This window comes from Pseudomonas sp. Irchel 3E19 (assembly GCF_900187585.1).
GTDB lineage: Bacteria > Pseudomonadota > Gammaproteobacteria > Pseudomonadales > Pseudomonadaceae > Aquipseudomonas > Aquipseudomonas baetica.
The window spans coordinates 42608-61005 of record NZ_FYDT01000029.1; the positions used below are offsets into that span (position 1 = coordinate 42608).

The 18398-nt window shown below is 62.7% G+C and carries 2 protein-coding genes (1 of these 2 cut by a window edge); both read right to left on the minus strand.

The window, feature by feature from the left end:
- Positions 1–11728, minus strand: partial view of a non-ribosomal peptide synthetase gene (locus CKW18_RS18540; protein WP_095190131.1) — the 5' portion only. 1289 nt of this gene lie to the left of the window's left edge; the window shows 11728 of its 13017 coding nt (coding positions 1–11728); it begins with the start codon at positions 11726–11728; its stop codon lies beyond the left edge, outside the window.
- 169 nt (positions 11729–11897) lie between these two features.
- Positions 11898–18308, minus strand: a complete 6411-nt coding sequence (locus CKW18_RS18545; RefSeq protein ID WP_095190132.1) for a non-ribosomal peptide synthetase — start codon at positions 18306–18308, stop codon at positions 11898–11900.
- Positions 18309–18398 lie beyond the last annotated feature (90 nt).

Genomic DNA, 18398 nt, shown 5'->3' on the forward strand with positions numbered 1-18398 from the left:
CGGTCGAGCCGGAGGTGTAGATCACGTAGGCGCTGTGTTGTGGCGTCAGCGCCGGGATCTGCGGATTGTCGGTAGACAGGGATTGCCAAGTGTTTTGGTCAAGATCGACCACTGCCGCTTTGACATCCCCCAGCAACCCGCTGGTAGCACCGTGCACCAGCACCACGGCCGGTGCGCTGTCCTCGAGCATGTAGGCCAGGCGCTCTGGCGGATAAGCCGGGTCGAGCGGTACATAAGCGGCACCGGCCTTGTTGATCGCCAGCAGACCGATGACCATTTCCAGGCTGCGTTCGACACAGATCGCCACCCGCGAATCCACCTGCACACCGAGACTGATCAAGTGCCGGGCCAAGCGGTTGGCGCGCCCATTCAACTGCGCGTAGCTCAATGCCTGCTCACCGGCGACTACGGCCACAGCCTGTGGCGTACGCCGCACCTGCGCTTCGAACAAGCCGTGCAGCGTCTGCTGCAAATCGTAATCGACGTTGGTGTCGTTGAAGTCATACAGCAGAGTCCTGCGCTCCTCCTCCGGCAGGATCGGCAGACTGTTCAATGCTGAGTGTGGGTTTTGCTCCAGCGCCGTCACCAATCCCTGCAGAGTCGTCAGCATCATGTTGCAAATCCGCGATGCCCCCACCCCAGGGTCAGTCAATGCCATCACGCTGAAAGCGTCACCCAGATCATCGACATTCAACGTCAACGGGTAGTTGGTGCGGCCGTCATGATTTAGCGTCTCTATACCTTGCCAGGCCTGCTCAAGCAGTTGCTGTTGCGCGCGCCGGTCGCTGTGGCGGAAGTTGAGCATCGAGCTGAACAACGGCAACGGCGCCGCCACGCCACTGCAACGTTGTGCCAACGCCAGCGAGGCGTGCTCATGCCCGAGCAATACGCTCAACCGCTTATGAGTGTTGCGCACGGCGGCGCGCGCCCCCTGATCATCGACATCGACCCGCAACGGTAATGTATTGATGAACACGCCTAACGCCCGGTCTGCCCCCTCGCCGCCCTGCAAGCGCCCGACCAATACGGTGCCGAAGACCACATTGTGGCGACCGGTCGTGGCGGCGAGCAGTTGTGCCCAGCCGAGGTGAAACAGGCTGGCCGCACTGACACCGAGCGTGCGCGCCTGTGCGCGCAGCCGTCGGCTCAATTCATCCGGCAACAGCAGCCGATGCTCTTCGATAGCGCTGCCATCCCCCTGCACGTCCTGTAAGCCGAACGGTAGGGTCGGCTCGTCGATGTCAGCCAGCATGTCGCGGAAAAACGCTTCGTGTTCCTGCTCGCTGACTCCCAGCCGCGCCTGCGCGACGTAATTGCGGTACGGCATCGCCACGCTCGGCGGAGCTATCTGTCCGAGCAAGTACGCCTGCATTTCCTGACGCACCACATCAAATGCCGTGTGATCCAGCGCGATGTGGTGAAACAGCAACACCGCCACCACGCGCTGGTGCAACGGATCCTGCGCATACATCAACTGGATCAGCGGCGCCTGGCTGATGTCGATCCGGTATTGCCGGGCATCGAAACGGTCCTGCAAACGCGCTCTGGCATCGCCCTCCATCGGATCCAGCAAAACCTCCTGCACAGCCAGTTGTGCCTGACGCCAGACCACCTGCACCGGCTGATTCAAGCCTTCCCAGATCACGCCAGTACGCAAAATGTCGTGACGCTCGATCACCCGTTGAAAGGCCTCGGCGAAGCGTTGCAATCGCTCAACACTGTCGAACGCCAACTGCGAGTGCAGCAAGTACGGATCGCCTCGCTCGGCGGTGATGTGGTGATACAGAATCCCCTCCTGCAACGGCGCCAGCGGATAAATATCCTGCACGTTGGCCGCGCCACCCGGCACCGTGGCGACGATGCGTTCGAGGCTGGCTTGGTCCAGTTGCACCAGCGGCAGCATGTCAGGGGTGATGTGCGTGCAATCGGCCGCAATCAGATTGTCCGGCACTGCGACCTCGCGGCCACTGCCCACCGCTGCCGCCAGCGCGGCCAGAGTCGGCTGGCTGAACAGCACGCGCACGTCGGTGCTCAGATCGACCTGACGCATGCGTTCGATCAGCGTCACCGCCAGCAATGAATGCCCGCCCAGTTCGAAGAAGTTGTCGTGACGGCCGACCTGTTCAACGTTCAAGACGTCCGACCAGATCTGCGCCAGCGCGATTTCCACCGAACCTTGCGGCGCGGCATATTCGCGGCTCAGCCAAGCAGTCTGATCAGGCTCCGGCAACGCCTTGCGGTCGAGTTTGCCGTTGGCGGTCAGTGGCAGTGCTGGCAGGCGCACGTAAGCGGCGGGCACCAGCGCTTGCGGCAAATGCGTTTGCAGATGACTGCGCAAATCCTCGATCTCGACGCTCAGGCGCTCGGTAAACCACGCCAGCAACTGGCCGTCGCGCACCAGTACCACGCAATCCTGCACGGCCGCGTGACCGCTCAACGCCGCTTCGATTTCGCCCAACTCGATACGCACACCGCGCAATTTCACCTGATCGTCGTTGCGCCCCAGGTATTCGATAGTGCCGTCGGCCAGCCAGCGTGCAAGGTCGCCGGTGCGGTACATGCGCGCCTGCGGTTCGTCGCTGAACGGGTCTTCGAGGAAGCGTTCGGCGCTCAGCTCGGGCCGGTTCAGATAACCGCGCGCCACGCCGGCGCCGCCCACGAACAACTCACCCGCAACGCCGACCGGCACCGGCCGCTGTTGCTCGTCGAGCAGATACACCTTGGCGTTGGCCATCGGTCGACCGATATGCAACGTCTGCCCGGCCTCGACCGCGCCAGACGTGGCGACCACCGTCGCCTCGGTCGGGCCATAGTTGTTGATCACCGCGAAGGTCTGATTGCGAGGCAATTGCCGCAACTTGTCACCACCGATCAACAGCGTGCGCAAGGTCGGGTGACCGAGGTCGCGACTGAAGGCATATTCGGCCACCGGCGTCGGCAGGAAACTCACCTGCAACGGCTGCGCGCGCCACCAGTCGAGCAAGTCATCGAGGTGTTCGTTGCTGATCGACTGCGGCGGCAGGTGCAGGGTCGCACCCACACACAGCGCCGGCCAGATTTCCCAGGCCATCGCGTCGAAACCGAATCCGGCGACACTCGCGGTGTGGCTGCCGGCCTGTAGATCGAACGCCTCGCAGTGCCAGTGCACAAGGTTTTCCAAGGTCGCATGCTCGACCATGACGCCTTTCGGCTCACCGGTTGAGCCGGAGGTGTAGATCACATAGGCCAGATGCGCAGGGGTCAGCGTCGGCAGTGACGGGTTGGTCCCGGACAAGTGCTGCCAGGTGGCGTTGTCCAGATCGATCACCGGCATCCGCCCCAGCAGATCGCGGGTCGAAGCCTGTGCGAGCACCGCCACGGGATCGCTGTCCTGCAACAGATAGGCAATGCGCTGCGCGGGATACGCCGGATCGACCGGCACATAACCTGCCCCGGCCTTGAGGATCGCCAGCAACGCTACGAGCATGTCCGGGCTGCGGCGCAGGCACACGGCGATGCGGTCATCGGGCTGCACGCCGAGACCGAGCAAGTGATGGGCCAGGCGATTGGCGCGCTGATTGAGCTGAGCGTAGGTCAACTGCTGCGCGCCCTGAACCACTGCCATTGCATCTGGCTGCTGCTCGGCCTGCGCCTCCACCAATAGATGGATCGTCGCGCCACGCGGATACGCCGCTGAATGCTGATTGAAGCCGACCAGCAGGTGCTCGTATTCCGCGACCGAGAGAATCGGTAAACGGTTCAGCGGACGTTGCGGCGCCTGCTCGAGCGCTGTCACCAGATGTTCGAGCGCGGTGTGCATGTAGCTGCAAATCCGTTGCGCGCCGATCTCTGCGACCGCCAGCACGTCGAGGGCAAAACCTTCGCCCAGATCATCCACGGATAGCGTCAATGGATAATTGCTGCGTTCCTCGCCACCGAGCATGCGCACGCCCTGCCAGATACCCTGGCCGTCGCGCGGCTGCTGCTCGACGGCGCTGTGCCGGTAATTCAGCAACGCACTGAACAACGGTGCGGAACCGGCCATGGCGCTGCAACGCTGGGCCAGAGCCAGCGACGCGTGCTCATGGCCGAGCAGCGCCGTCAGCCGTGCATGGGTGGATTTCACCCCGGCGCGCACGCTTTCACCCAGATCAACGCGCAGCGGCAAGGTGTTGATGAACACCCCCAGCGTACGGTCGGCGCCCTCGCCGCCCTGCATCCGTCCCATCAGCACGGTGCCGAAGACCACGTCGCGACGTCCGGACAACACGCCCAGCACCTGCGCCCAGGCCAGGTGCATCAGGCTCGCCGGGCTGACGCCCAGTTGTCGCGCCTGTTCGCGCAGGCGCAGATTCAGACCGGCATCCACTGGCTGCAGCGCTTCTTCAATGCCGCGACCGTCGCCCTGAACATCCTGCAAACCGAAGGGCAAGGTCGGCTCGTCGATATCGCCGAGCATCTCGCGAAAGAATGCCTCATGCGCTTGCTCATCCGCGCCCAAACGCGCCTGCGCCACATAGTTGCGGTATGGCATCGGCGGCGTCAGCGTGTCGAATTGATCGAACATCAGCGCGTGCATTTCGCGGCCGATCACGTCCATGGCGGTATGGTCGAGAATCGAGTGATGGAACAGCACGATCGCCACCACTTGCTGCTGCAACGGGTCCTCGGCGTAGACCATGCGGATCAACGGTGCCTGATTCAGGTCGAGGCGGTAATGCCGCGCATCGAAGCGTTCATGCAACTGCGCGAGTATGTCGCCGTCCTGTGCCGCCAGAGGCACGTGTTGCACGACCAGTTGCGCCTGGCGCCAGACCACTTGCTGCGGGCTGGGCAGGCCTTCCCAGACCACGCTGGTGCGCAGAATGTCGTGGCGTGCGATGACTTGCTGCAAGTGCTCGGCGAAGGCCTGCAAACGTTCGAGGTTGTCGAAGGCCAGACGCGATTGCAGTAGATAAGGGTCGCCCTGTTCGGCGCTCAGGTGGTGATAAAGAATGCCTTCCTGCAACGGTGCCAGCGGGTAAATATCCTGCACATTCGCCGCGCCGCCCGGCACCGTGGCGACGATACGCTCGATGCTGGCCTGATCCAGTGTGGTCAGGGTCAGCATGTCCGGGGTGATGTGCGTGCAACCGGGCGCAATCAGGTTGGCCGGCACTTCAATTTCACGCCCGCTGCCCAAGGCACGCGCCAGCGCCGCCAGGCTCGGCTGGTTGAACAGTACGCGCACATCGGCGCTCAAACCGATCTGGCGCATGCGCTCAATCAGGCTCACCGCCAATAGCGAGTGCCCACCCAGTTCGAAGAAATTGTCGTGGCGGCCGATGTGTTCGATCTTCAGCACGTCGGCCCAAATCTGCGCCAAGGCGATTTCGACCGCACCCTGCGGTGCCTCGTATTCGCGGCTGAGCCAGGCCTGCTGGTCAGGCTCGGGCAAGGCCTTGCGATCAAGTTTGCCGTGGGCAGTCAGCGGCAAACTGTGCAGTCTTACATACGCCGCCGGGACCAAGGTGTCCGGCAGGCGGCTTTGCAAGTGATGGTGCAAGTCGCCGGTCTCAACGCTTGCGACTTCGGTGAACCAGGCAACCAGACGCCCGTCACGCACCAGCACCACGCAATCCTGTACGCCGGGGTGAGTGCTCAGCGCCGCTTCGATTTCACCGAGTTCAATACGCACACCGCGCAATTTGACCTGGTCATCGTTGCGCCCCAGGTATTCGATATTGCCGTCGGCGAGCCATCGCGCAAGGTCGCCAGTTCGGTACATCCGCGCGTGCGGATCATCACTGAACGGGTCGTCGAGAAAGTGTGCGGCGGTCAGTTCCGGGCGATTCAGATAGCCACGCGCCACTCCGGCGCCACCGACATACAACTCACCTTGTACACCTGCCGGCACCGGTTGTTGCTGGCGATCGAGCAGGTAGATTCTGGCGTTGGCGATGGGCCGACCGATGTGCAGAATCCGTCCGGGTTCGATCAGGCCGGAGGTCGCCACTACTGTAGCCTCGGTTGGCCCATAGTTATTGATCACGGCAAACGTCTGCTCACGCGGGAATTGCCGCAACTTGTCGCCACCGATCAGCAGCGTGCGCAGGGTCGGATGCCCCAACCCACGGCTGAAGGCATATTCGGCCACCGGGGTCGGCAAGAAGCTCACTTGCAACGGCTGCGCGCGCCACCATTCCAGCAGCTCATCGAGGTGTTCATTACGGATCGACGGCGGCGGCAGGTACACGGTGGCGCCGACGCTCAGCGCCGGCCAGACTTCCCACGCCATGGCATCAAAACCGCAACCGGCAACGCTGGCGGTGTGACTGCCTGCGTGCAGATCAAAGGCTTCGGCGTGCCAGTGCACGAGATTTTCCAGGGTCCGGTGCTCGACCATCACGCCTTTCGGCTGGCCGGTAGAGCCCGAGGTGTAGATCACGTAGGCCAGATTCGCCGGGGTCAGCCTCGCCAGTTGTGGATTGGTGTCCGGCAGGTGCTGCCAATCACTGGCGTCCAGATTGATCACCGGCACGGCGCCGAGCAGATCCTGCGTCGACGCTTGTGCGAGCACCGCTATCGGGTCGCTGTCCTGAATCAAGTAGGTGATACGCTCCGCCGGATAATCCGGGTCAATCGGCACGTAACCGGCGCCAGACTTGAGCACGGCCAACAATGCCACGAGCATCTCCGGCCCGCGACGCAGGCATACGGCGACGCGATCATCAGCCTGCACACCAAGGCCGATCAAGTGATGGGCCAGGCGATTGGCGCGTTGATTCAGTTCGCCGTAGCTCAGCTCCAGATCGCCCTGCACCAGCGCCAACGCTTCGGGACGCATCACCACTTGCGCTTCGAACAAGCGCTGCACGGTCTGCGCCACCGGGTATTCACGACCGCTGATATTGAAACCGACCAGCACCCGCTGGCGCTCGCCCGGTGACACGATCGACAAGTGCTGCAATGGCACCGCCGGCGTGTACTCCAGCCCCGCGACCAGACTGTGCAACGCAGTTTGCAGGTAATCACAAACCCGCGCGCCGTCCACTTGCGGCACAGCTTGCACGCTCAATCGGAAACCTTCGCCGAGGTCGTCGACACTGACCACCAACGGATAATTGCTGCGCTCGCGGGAGCTGAGAATCTGCACGCCCTCCCACGTGACCGCAGGCGATTGCGGGGCACTGTGACGGTAGTTGAGCAAGGTACTGAACAACGCCTGCGAACCCGCAACACCGCTGCAACGCTGGGCCAACGCCAGCGAGGCTTGTTCATGACCCAGCAACTGCGCCAGACGCGCATGGGTGGCACGCAAGCCGTCCTGCACCGAGCCGGCACCAACGCTGATGCGCAAAGGCAAAGTATTGATGAACATGCCCAGTGCCCGGTCAGCGCCTTCGCCGCCCTGCATGCGCCCCAGCAACACGGTGCCGAACACCACGTCTTGCTGGCCGGAAACCTGTGCCAGCACTTGCGCCCAGGCCTGATGCACCAGGCTGGCGACGCTGACGCCGAGTCGACGCGACTGCTCACGCAAGCGTTCGCCGAGGCCGGGGTCCAACTCAGCATGACTGTCGACAATGTCGCTGCCGTCACCGTGCACATCCTGCAAACCGAACGCCACGGTCGGCTCGTCGATGTCGCCGAGCATCTCGCGGAAAAAAGCCTCGTGCGCCTGCTCATCAACGCCGAGCCGCGCCTGCGCCACATAGTTGCGGTATTGCACTGGCGTCGGCAGATCGACGCTTTGGTCAAGCATCACGTCGTTCATTTCCGCGACCAGCCCGTCCAGTGCAGTGTGATCGAGGACGATATGGTGCAGCAGGAGCATACCGATCCAGCGCTGGTTCGGCTGATCCTCGGTGTAGGCAAAACGCATCAGCGGCGCGCGTCTGAGATCGAGGCGATAGTGACGCGGATCGAAGCGCGCCTGCATTTGCTCCAGCACATCGCCGTCGAGTTCATCGGCGTCGACCCGCTCCAGCGCCAGCGGCGCCTCGCGCCAGACCACTTGCACCGGCTCTTCAAGGCCTTCCCACACCACGCCGGAGCGCAAAATATCGTGACGGGCAATCACTGCATTCAACGCACGGACGAACGCCTTGATCTGCGGCAAACCATCGAAGGCGAACTGCGCCTGCAACACATAAGGATCACCGGCGCTGGTCGCCAGATGGTGATAGAGAATCCCTGCCTGCAACGGCGCCAGGCCATAAATGTCCTGCACATTGGCGATGCCGCCCGGCACGCTGGCAATAACACGATCAATCTCTGCTTGATCGAGATCAGCCAACGGCAACATGGCCGGAGTGATGCGCGAGCAACCGGGTTCGATCAGGTTGCCTGGAACGAGAATGGCACCCGCGCTGCTCAAGGTCGCCGCCAGCGCCGCCACGCTTGGCTGACCGAACAGAACCCGTACATCGCAATGCAAATCCTGTTGGCGCATGCGCTCGATCAGCTTCACCGCCAACAGCGAATGCCCACCCAGTTCGAAGAAATTGTCATGCCGGCCGACCTGTTCGACACCCAGCAAGGTTTCCCAGAGCCCGGCGATCAGCGTTTCCACGGCCCCGACCGGAGCCTCGAAACCGCGATGGGCGAAGGCCTCGCTGTCGGGTTGTGGCAAGGCTTTACGATCGAGTTTGCCGTTGGCGGTCAGCGGCAATGCCTCCAGACGCACGAACGCGTTTGGGACCATGTACTCGGCCAGTGAAACCAGCAGTTGATCGCGCAAGTGCGCAACGTCAGGTGCAACGCCGTCGTCGGCCAGCCAGTACGCCACCAGACGCTGATCGCCGGGGCTGTCTTCACGGGCAATGACCACCGCTTCGCGCACACCCTCACAGGCAGACAGGCGGGCTTCGATCTCGCCTAACTCGATGCGGAAACCGCGAATTTTCACCTGATCGTCATTGCGGCCCAGGTAGTCGAGGCTGCCGTCGGCGGCCCAGCGCGCCAGGTCGCCGGTTTTGTACAGTCGCGCATCGCCGCGCCGGCTGAACGGATCAGCGATAAAGCGCTCGGCTGTCAGTGCTTCGCGATTCAGATAGCCGCGCGCCACACCGGCGCCGCCAACGTACAACTCGCCAATCACCCCGGCCGGTACCGGCTCACGCTGAGCATCGAGAACATACAGTTGCAGGTCAGGAATGCGCACGCCAATCGGGCTGACGCCAATCAGTTGCGCGTCGGCGGCATGCAGCGGCCGATAGGTGACGTGCACGGTGGTTTCAGTGATGCCGTACATGTTCACCAGCCGCGTACCGGCGTTACCGACTCGCGCATACCACGGTTTAAGCAACCCCGGTTCCAACGCTTCGCCACCGAAAATCACTTCCCGCAGCGAGTGCTGCAACGTGCTGCGACCCTGGGCGGCGATCAGTTGACGAAAGGCACTCGGCGTCTGGTTGAGAACGGTCACGCCGGTGTTGCACAGCAGCGCATAGCAATCATCTGGCGAGCGGCTGACCGCTTGCGGCACCAACAGCAGTTGCCCGCCGAACGCCAGCGCCCCCCAGATTTCCCACACTGAAAAGTCGAATGCGAAGGAATGGAACAACGCCCAGATGTCTTGTTGATTGAATTGAAACCACTCGTGGGTGGCCGAAAACAGCCGCGCAACGTTGCGATGCTCGACCATCACGCCCTTGGGCAAACCGGTGGAACCCGAGGTGTAGATCACGTACGCCAGATGCGCCGCCGTCAGCTCGGGAATCTGCGGGTTCACGTCGAGTTCTGCCTTGAGGTGGCCGCTGTCGAGGTCCACCTGCGGGAGGTCGAGACCGGCAACGCACTCTTGTGTTGCCGCGTGCACCAGCACCGCCACCGGGGCACTGTCTTGCAAGGTGAAGCGGATTCTGTCGAGCGGATAGGCCGGATCGATCGGCACATAGCCGGCGCCGGCCTTGAGCACGCCGAGCAGACCAATGATCATTTGCGGCCCGCGCTCGACGCAGATGGCGACGCGATCGTCAGGGTGGATGTTCAGCGCGAGTAAATGGTGGGCGACCTGGTTGGCGCGGCGATTGAGCTCGCCGTAACTGAGCGTCTGCCCCTCGAAAATCAACGCCGCCGCGTCAGGTCGAGCCTGCGCATGGGCTTCAAATTGCTGGTGAATCAGCGGGGTGTCGAGGAACTGCGTCAGCGGTAAATTGCTGCCGCGCAGCAGGTGTTCACGTTCGCTGGCCGGGAGGATTTGCAGCGTTTGCAGCGGCACATCGGTGCTGATTTGCAGCGCCGCGACCAGACTCTCCAGCGCCGTGTTCAGGTAAGCGGCCATGCGCTCGGCCCCCAGCGCTGCATCCGCCAGCGCGGTGATGCGCAGGTCCACGCTGAGGTCATCGATGTTGATGGTCAACGGATAATTGGTGCGCTCGCGGGCGCCGAGCACCTGCACACCGGGGGCAATGTCGACCACGTCAGCGACTTCTTCGACGCTGCTGTGCCGGTAGTTGAGGATCGCGCTGAAGAGCGGCGTCGGCACCGCGACGGCGCTGCAGCGTTGTGCCAGGGCCAGTGACGCTTGCTCGTGCGCCAGCAGCGCGGTCAGTCGCCGATGCGTTGCCAGCACGCCGGCGCGCACGCTGTCTTCACCGACATCGACTCGCAGCGGCAAGGTGTTGATGAACATGCCCAACGCCTGCTCGCCGCCCTCGCCCGCGTCCATCCGCCCCAGCAGCACGGTGCCGAACACGACCGCCGTGCGCCCGGACAGTTGCCCCAATACGCGCGCCAGCGCCAGATGCATCAGGCTCGCAACGCTCACGCCGAGCTGCCGTGCCTGTTCGCGCAACTGCCGGCTCAAGCGGCTGTCGAGCATTACCGAGGCTTCCTCGATGGCGTGGCCGTCACCCTGCACATCCTGCAAGCCACACGGCAGCGTCGGCTCTTCGATGTCGGCGAGCATGTCGCGGAAGAACGCTTCTTGCGCCTGTTCGTTGCCGGCCATGCGCGCCATGGCCAAATGATCGCGATACGGCACGGGCGCAGCGACCTGCGCAGTCTGCCCGAGCAGGCAGGCCTGAATTTCCCGGCGCAGCACATCGAGCGCGACGTGATCCATGATCATGTGATGAAACAGCAGCAACGCCACCACACGGCCCTGCGCCGGATCCTGCGCGTAGACCATGCGCAGCAACGGCGCCTGCTGCATATCCAGGCGGAAATGCTCCGGGGTGTGCTGTTCAAGCAGTTGCGTCAGGACATCGCTACGGTGATCGACAGTGATCTCGTGGCAAACCAGCGGCGCCTCGCGCCAGACCACCTGCACGGCTTCATCGAGGTATTCCCAGACGAACGAGGTGCGCAGAATGTCGTGACGTTTGACCACCCAACGCAACGCGTCGGCGAACGCGTCCAGTCGCTCCTGGCTGTCAAAGACGAAGCGCGCCTGGGAGATGTAGGGATCGCCGGCAGCGGCCGAGAGATGGTGATAAAGCATGCCCTCCTGCAACGCGGACAGCGGATAAATGTCCTGCACATTGGCCGCGCCACCCGGCACGGTGGCGACGATACGGTCGATGGTTTCCTGACTCAGTTGCACCAGCGGCAACATGTCCGGCGTGATGCGGTACGCCGGGCTCAACCAGTCGCCGCCGTGTTCGGCGACCAGCTCCAGTAGCTGCGACTTATGTTCGGCGAGGCTGTCCCACAACGCATCATCCAGCGCGTCGTCGCTGCCCAGAATGACCAAGTCTTCATCTTCCTGTTGAAGGCGGATCGCATGGGTCGAAATAACAGCCATCAGTTCGCTGAAATGCATGAGATAACCTGCTGTAAATACGAGAAAAAGGAGCGCGCAACAGCGAGTCCGTGCATGTGGCGCGCAGCCTGGAAAAACTAAAACATCGGGGCATGGGTGTCTGACATGGGAAGCGGGGACAAGCCGCTGGCTTGAGCACCGCAGCCCCTACAGGGTTTGCGTCCAGCGGTCAGAGGCGGCGTTTGCGGTTGAGGTTGGGGATGGTGGTCCGGGCGATTTCCAGCTGTTTTGCCTGGCGTGTGGTTTGCGCTGCCAGCGCTGCCAGCGTCGGTTGGCTGAACAGCGTCCGTGCATCGACATGCAGCCCGGCCTGACGCAAGCGTGCCACCAGGCTCACCGCCAGCAGCGAATGCCCACCCAGCTCGAAGAAGTTGTCATGGCGCCCGACCTGCTCGACCTTGAGCACTTGCGCCCAGATCTGCGCCATCATGTTCTCGACTTCGCCTTGCGGCGCCGCATAAGGCCGATTGAGCAACGCCTCCGCCCCCGGCTCAGGCAGTGCCTTGCGGTCGATTTTGTCGTTGGGCGTCAACGGCAGCGCCGCGAGCAGCACGTAGGCGCCGGGCACCATGAATTCCGGCAGGCGCTCCAGCACGTGCGCGCGCAATGCATCAAGACTCGGCGCCGCTACCCCTGCCCGCACGCTGTAATACGCCACCAGACGCTCGTCGCGCACCAGCACCACCGCTTCGCGAATGGCCGGATGTTCCAGCAGCCTTGCCTCGATCTCACCGAGTTCAAGACGTACCCCGCGCAATTTGACCTGAAAGTCATTACGACCGAGGAACTGCAGATTGCCATCGACGTCGTAACGCACCAGATCACCAGTGCGATACAAGCGGTCGCCAGCCACGAACGGACTGTCGATAAAGCGCTCGGCCTGCAATTGCGGCAGCCCCAGATAACCCCGCGCCACACCGACACCGCCAATGTGCAAGTGACCGCTGACGCCGAACGGCACCGGTTGATCGCAGGCATCGAGGACATACAGCCGGGTATTGCTCAAGGCCTTGCCGATCGGCACCAGCGTTTCCGGTACAGGCACGTGCGGCTCCAGCGTCCAGCCACTGCTGTCGACCGTGGTTTCGGTTGGCCCGTAGACGTTATGCAGGCGCACCCACGGCAGGCGCTCGCGTACTTGCTGCGCCAACGCGACGGTCAACTCGCCGCCACCATTGAGCACATCGGTGAGACTGGTGCACTGACTGACATCGTCCTGCTCGATGAACTGTTGCAACAGCGCCGGCACAAACTTGACCACGGTGATTTTCTGCTCGCGAATCATCTGCGTCACATAAGCCGAATCACGGTTACCATCGGGGCGCGCCAGCACCAGACGCATGCCCGAGCACAGCGGCCAGAAGATCTCCCACACCGAACTGTCGAAACTGTAGGGAGCCTTTTGCAGCAGCGCACCGTGTTCGGTGGGCGGTGACAGCTGCGAGCCCCAGTGCAGCATGTTGCAGGCGCTGCGGTGTTCGATCATGACGCCTTTGGGCGTGCCGGTGGAGCCGGAGGTGTAGATCATGTAGGCCAGATTCGAAGCGCCAAGGCCCGGAACCTGAGGATTTTCGTGGGGATGGTCGCGCCATGCGCCGAGATCGAAATCAACCAGCGGCACGTCAGGATCGCCGAGCAAATCGCGCGTCGCGCCATGCACCAGCAGCGCCACCGGCGCGCTGTCCTGCAGCATGTAGTTGAGGCGTTGCAGCGGATAATCAGGATCGAGCGGGACGTAAGCGCCACCTGCCTTGAGAATCCCTAGCAGTCCAATCACCAGCGCCGGCCCACGCTCGACACAGATCGCCACGCGTGAATCCGCCTGCACACCCAATTCGCGTAGATGATGCGCCAAGCGGTTGGCCTGCTCGTTCAGCTCGCGATAGGTCAGCCGCTGCTCGGCGAACTGCACGGCGATGGCGTCCGGTCTGTACCGGACCTGTGCTTCGAACAAGGCCTGAATCGGCTGGTCCAGCGGGCAATCGGCTTCAGTGGCGTTGAACTCGATCAGGAGCCGATGCAACTCCGCTTCTGGCACGATCGGCAGACAATTCAGCGGCCGTTGCGGCGTGTTCTCCAGCGCCTCGACCAAGCCACTCAACGCCAACTGCACATAGGCGCAAATCCGTAGCGCGCCAACGCTTGCCAGGGTTCTGCTGATCACGCGCGCGCCCGTGCCGAAATCATCGACACTCAAGGTGAACGGGTAATTGGTGCGTTCCTCGTTGGCCAGGGTTTCGATACCCTGCCAGGTTTGCCGAGAGCCTTTTTGCTCGACATCATCACTGTGACGATAATTGAGCAAGGCACTGAACAGCGGTGCCGGCGCGGCAACGCCACTGCAACGCTGGGCCAGCGCCAGCGACGCGTGCTCATGGCCGAGCAAGGCCGTCAGTCGTGCATGGGTGGACTTCACGCCCGCGCGGGCGCCCTCGCCGACATCAACCCGCAGCGGCAAGGTGTTGATAAACACCCCCAGCGCCCGATCCGCCCCGACGCCGCCCTGCATGCGGCCCATCAGCACCGTGCCGAACACCACACTTTGCTGTCCCGAGGTTGCCGCCAACACTTGCGCCCAGGCAAGGTGAATCAGGCTGGCGACACTGACCCCGGCCTGACGTGCCTGCTGCTGCATGCGCTGGTACAACTCGGGTGCCAGCGTTTGCTCAGCCTCTTCGATATCGCTACCGTCGCCCTGCACGTTCTGCAACGCGAATGGCAAGGTCGGCTCGTCGATGTCGCCGAGCATCTGCCGGAAGAACGCTTCATGCTCCTGCTCGCTGACGCCGAATCGCGTTTGCGCCACATAGTTGCGGTATGGCACCGGTGCCGCCAGCGGTTCGGCGCTCCCGGACAGGCTGGCGTGGATTTCTTCACGCATCGCCTCCAGCGCAATGTGATCCATGGCCAGATGATGGAATAACAGGATGCCAACCACTCGATCATGCGCCGGGTCGCGGGCATACATCAGGCGCAACAGCGGTGCCTGACTGACGTCGAGGCGATAGCGCCGCGCGTCGAAGCGCTGATGCAGTTGATCGATGATTGCGCCTCGGGCGGGATCGAATTCGACTGCCTGCACCGGCAGAATCGCCTCGCGCCACACCACCTGCACCGGTGAGGTCAGGCCTTCCCAGACCACTGCCGTGCGCAGGATGTCATGCCGTGCCATGACCTGCCGCAACGCAGCGGCGAAGGCCTCGACGCGCTCGATGCTGTCGAACGCCAGAAGCGATTGCAGCAAGTACGGATCGCCCTGCGCGGCGGTGATGTGGTGATAGAGAATGCCTTCCTGCAACGGCGCCAAAGGATAAATGTCCTGCACATTGGCGGCACCACCGGGTACCGTCGCAACGATACGCTCGATCATCGCTTGATCCAGTTGCACCAGTGGCAGCAGGTCAGGCGTGATGTGCGTGCAATCGGCCGGAATACGATTGGCCGGCACCGCAACTTCGCGACCGCTACCCTCCGCCGCCGCCAGTGCGGCCAGTGTCGGTTGGCTGAACAGCACGCGAACATCGCTGCTCATGCCAATCTGGCGCATGCGTTCGATCAGGCCGACGGCGAGCAAAGAGTGGCCGCCCAGCTCGAAGAAATGGTCGTGACGCCCTACCCGTTCGACCTGCAAGACCTCGGCCCAGATCTGCGCCAAGGCGATTTCGACGTCACCTTGTGGCGCCTCGTAATGCCGACGAATCAGCGCTTCCGGCCCCGGTGCCGGCAAGGCCTGGCGATCGAGCTTGCCGTTGGCCGTCAGCGGCAACGTCGCCAGGCGTATGTAAGCGGCGGGCAGCATCGCGACTGGCAAACGCGAAGTCAGGTGCGTGTGCAGTTGCAGGATGTCCAGCGCTTCGCGCTCGGTGAACCATGCCAGCAGTTGACCGTCGCGCACTAGCACCACGGCTTCTTGCACCGCGTCATGGCTGACGAGAGCGGCTTCGATTTCGCCCAGTTCGACACGCAAACCGCGAACCTTCACTTGGTCATCATTACGCCCGATGTACTCAAGATTGCCGTCAGCACGCCAACGGGCAAGGTCGCCGGTCCGGTACATGCGCGCATCCGGCTGCGCACTGAACGGGTCGTCGAGAAAGCGTTCGGCGGTCAATTCCGGGCGATTCAGATAACCCCGGGCGACCCCGGCGCCGCCGACATACAACTCACCGATGATGCCGATCGGCACCGGGCGCTGCTGATCATCGAGCAGATAAGCCGTGGCATTGCTCACCGGTTTGCCGATGTGCAACGGCTGCCCCGGCGTGATCAGCCCCGAGGTGGCAACCACCGTGGCTTCGGTCGGGCCGTAGTTGTTGACCACCGCAAAAGATTGCGCGCGGTTGAACTGGCGCAGGCGATCGCCGCCGATCAGCAAGGTGCGCAAGGTCGGGTGATCGAGTTGTTTGCTGAAGGCATATTCGGCAATCGGCGTTGGCAGGAAGCTGACGTCCAGCGGCTGCGTACGCCACCAGGCCAGCAGCGCATCGATGTCTTCATTGCCTTCACTTGCGGGCGACAAATGCAGCGTTGCCCCGGCACACAGCGCCGGCCAGACCTCCCACGCCATCGCGTCAAAACCGAAGCCGGCCAGGCTCGAGGTGTGCTGCCCAGGACCGATTCCGAATGCCGCGCAATGCCAGTCGAGCAAATTGCCCAAGGTGCGGTGTTCAACCATCACGCCTTTGGGCAACCCCGTTGAGCCGGAGGTGTAAATCACATAAGCGAGGTGGCAGGTGTTCAACCCCGGCACGTCGGGATCGGTCAAGTTGTCGAGCGACCATTCGCGCCGATCAAGCTCGATCACTGGCAGCGCTGTGGCGGGTAAGCGCTCGCGCAAATCACTTTGCGTCAGCAGGGCCACCGGAGCACTGTCGCTGAGCAGATAACTCAAGCGCTCGGGTGGATGCGCCGGGTCAATCGGCACATAAGCGGCGCCAGCCTTGAGAATCGCCAGCAGCCCGATCAATGTCTCCAGGCTTCTGCGCGAAACGATCGCCACCCGATCATCAGGGCGCACGCCGAGGCCGATCAGATGGTGGGCCAGCGTATTGGCTTGCTGGTTCAGCTCGGTGTAACTCAGTGACCGCCCCTGATAAGTGGCGACCATTGCGTCCGGCTGCTCGGCCACCCGGGATTCGAATCGCTGATGAATCAGCTGCCCCTGCGGATAACTGACGCGGGTGTCGTTCCACTCCTTGAGCAGGGCCAGCTCTGCCGGGCTATTGAGGTTGAAATCGGCGATGGGCAGCTGCGGACGTTCCAGACCTTGTTCCAGAATCAGCAACAAGCGCTCGGTGAATGCCGCAATCTCCTGCGCTGCGAAATAGGCCGGCGAGTACACCAGATGCAACCAGGCCTTGTCGTTGTAACGATTGCTGCGCAGGTGGATGGCTAGCGGTGTCGCCTCGTGCTGGTTGGAAACTTTGACCACGTGCCCCGGCGCCTCAGCGTAACGGTAGTCATGGTCGTCCTGCTCGTAGGACACCGACAGCTCGAACAGTTGCGAGCGATCTTCGCGCAATAGACCCAGCGCACGGTTCATCTCGCTCAGCGGATAGCGTTGATGGCGGAAGTCCTGTTTGAGGCCATCGCCGACCGCCTTGATCAAGTCAGCGAATGACAACTCACGGCCAAAGCCCATGCGCATCGCACTGACCTGGGTGAACAAGCCCAAGGTGCTTTTGAAACGGGCACCGGAGCGATTGAGAATCGGCAAGCCGACAACCCACTCATCACGCTGGGCGGTACGACTGAAATACACGTGCAGCGCCGCCAACAATACGTGAAAGGCTGAACCGCCGAGGTGCCGCGCGGTGTCTTTCATGCGCTCGTGCAGCAGGGCCGGAAAAGCCTCGACGTGAATGCGACTGGGCGCCGTTTCAGGGTCAAGGGGTTCGCGATGACGGGGAATCAACAAGGGTTCGGGAAGGCTGCGGTACTTGTCCAGCCAGTAGCACTGATCAAGCTCATAGCGTGGTGACTGGTGATAGCGAGCGTCATCTTCGATGAAACCGATATAGGACGGTGCCGGCACATCTGGACGCTCGCCACGGGACAGCGCGCTGTAGATGTCGCCCACCGATTTGAACAGCAGACCAAACCCCCAACCATCGATAATCAAATGGTGGGCCTGCGCCGCCAGCCAGTGGCGGTGCTGATCGAGGCGAATCAGACAGAAGCGGAACAGCGCTTGTCCGCTCATCACGTACGCCTGCGCCATTTGCTCTTCGACCAGCGCCCGTGCCGCTGACTGTGGATCGGGGTGTCCGCTGAAATCAAACAGCGGCATGGCCACCGGCAGCGTCTGTGCGAATCCTTGCAACGGCAGCCCGTCGTGGCCGACGTCCGCCAGCAGCACGATGCGCAAGGCGTCGTTCGCTGAGACCACGCATTCGAGTGCCGATTGCATCAATGCCGGATCCAGCGGCCCGCTCAGTTCGACGTAACCGCCAATGTTATACAGCGGCGAATCACCGCGGCTCAGTTGGTCCAGCCAGATATCCCGTTGGGCGGCAGTCAGCGCGAATGTCTCGACAGGCACGGACAGATCGCCCGCCACGTTGGCAGAAGTAGGCTGCATAAGATCCTTCTCATGAAATTTTGCCGGTATTCAAGCATCGGCCCCGCCACCGACATGACACCTGAAACCCGGACAACCACTCCCCTGATA